This is a genomic window from Nitrososphaera sp. (assembly GCF_050748925.1).
Taxonomy (GTDB): domain Archaea; phylum Thermoproteota; class Nitrososphaeria; order Nitrososphaerales; family Nitrososphaeraceae; genus Nitrososphaera.
In genome coordinates, this window is the sequence record NZ_JBOGQF010000223.1 from 1 (window position 1) to 1,668 (window position 1,668).

Annotated in this window: 3 protein-coding genes; 1 reads left to right on the forward strand and 2 read right to left on the reverse strand. The window is 58.8% G+C overall.

Annotated elements, in window-relative coordinates:
- The coding region (locus tag ACREAY_RS11740; protein WP_431755953.1) for an acetyl-CoA carboxylase biotin carboxyl carrier protein subunit at positions 1–570 on the forward strand (570 nt) is incomplete at its 5' end.
- On the opposite strand, the gene ACREAY_RS11745 is transcribed toward ACREAY_RS11740, so the two are convergent.
- Together ACREAY_RS11745 and ACREAY_RS11750 are read right to left on the reverse strand one after the other, a co-directional pair.
- The gene (locus ACREAY_RS11745) at positions 571–1,347 is read right to left on the reverse strand and encodes a calcium-binding protein (protein WP_431755954.1); all 777 of its coding nucleotides are present in this window, start codon (positions 1,345–1,347) and stop codon (positions 571–573) included.
- A 59-nt stretch (positions 1,348–1,406) separates the two neighbouring features.
- Positions 1,407–1,668, reverse strand: a 262-nt coding sequence (locus ACREAY_RS11750) for a redoxin domain-containing protein (RefSeq protein WP_431755955.1), incomplete at its 5' end; no start/stop codon positions are given.

The following is a 1,668-nucleotide window of genomic DNA, read 5'->3' on the forward strand; positions in this document are numbered from 1 at the left end:
AGGCTCGCAGCAGGCAGGCAACAGCGTGTCAAAGTGGAAGATGAGGGGGCCGGCCTGATGGAATTCAAGGTAGGCGACGTCGCCCAGATGCTCAGCGGCGAGGTCGTGCGCACGGCCGACAACAGCTCCGTCATTGTCAGCATCGGCGGCAAGCAGCAGACGCTCCGGCTGCTAAAGAGCGGCAGCAGCGAGTTTGAGTTCATGCTGGACAACACATTCCACCATGCCAAGATACTCTCGTCGGCAAGTGCAGAGGTCAGGATAATGCTGGACGGCCAGCCCATAACGCTGAAAAAGCATTCCAAGCTGACAGAGGTGCTTGAGAAGGCGTCCGCGCTCGGGGGCTCAGGAGGCGGCGACCGCAACCTCGCAAGCCAGATCCCCGGCAGGGTCGTCAACATATCGGCCAAGCCCGGCACAGCGGTCAAGAAGGGCGACGTGATTGTGGTGCTGGAATCGATGAAGATGCAGGTGGCAGTCAAGGCCCACAAGGACGGCAACCTGAAAGAGATAAAGGTAAAGCATGGGGCCAGCGTCGCGAGAAACGACGTGCTGGCTGTTATAGAGTGACTACTGCGTTATCTCGTTAGGGTCCTGCGAGTCTGCCTCTTCCTTTATTTCGTCCCTGTTTTCGCAGTTATTGACAGAATTGCTGCCGCTCCTGTCAAAGCACGCATCGCCGTGGGCGCCGCCGTCAATCGCGTCGTCTCCGGGGCCGCCGTGGATCCTGTCCCTCCCCGCGTTGCCTGCAAGCCTGTCGTTTCCTTCCCTGCCGGCTATTTTGTCGCTGCCGTCGTTGCCGCCTATTGTGTCCGAGCCTGCGCCGCCCACCAGCATGTCGTTTCCTTTGCCGCCTGCAATGAAGTCATTGCCGGCCCTGCCATAGATCCTGTCGCTTCCGATGTCGCCGTCAAGGTTGTCGTCGCCGACGCCGCCCCAGATCCAGTCGTTGCCCGCCTCGCCGTGTATGCGGTCGCTGCCGTCCCTGCCGGACAGCCGGTCGTTGCCACTGCCGCCGTAAATGATGTCATCGCCGGTCTGGCCAAAGACAAAGTCGTTGCCGTCGCCGCCCATGAGGCAGTCGTTCCCTGCGCCGCCCCGGATCCTGTCCACGCCTTCGTAGCCGCGTATAAGGTCGTCCTTGTCGGTGCCGGCCAGCGTGTCGTCGCCTGCGTTGCCGTTGATGACGTTGTAATCGCCCATGGGCCGGCCGCAAAACAGCTCGGCGCCCCTTGAAACCTGGACTGAGACGTTGTCCCCGAGCCCAAGCGAGTCCTGCCCCATAGCCGGCGCAGGCAGCATCATAATAGTTGCGATGATTATCCCCCAGAGGATTGGCCTTTGCACGCCCCTTACTGGGGATTTTTGTATATAATTATTATGTGTACAAAATAAGGAAAAGAGAGTTACTGGTTTTTCTTCAGGAACTCTTTGATTTCCGCATAGTTGGGCTCGACCAGCGGGTTGTCAGACACCCACCTGTAGCGCACCTTGCCTGCCTCGTCCACGACAAAGACAGACCTCTTGGCCGCGTTATAGTCGCCCATGCTTGCCAGCTTTTTCATGACGATGCCGTACTTTTTGATAACCTTGCGGTTATAGTCGGAAAGCACAGGGAAATTCAGGTGCCTGTTTGTCGCAAAGGCCTTGTTGACGAACGGGCCGTCG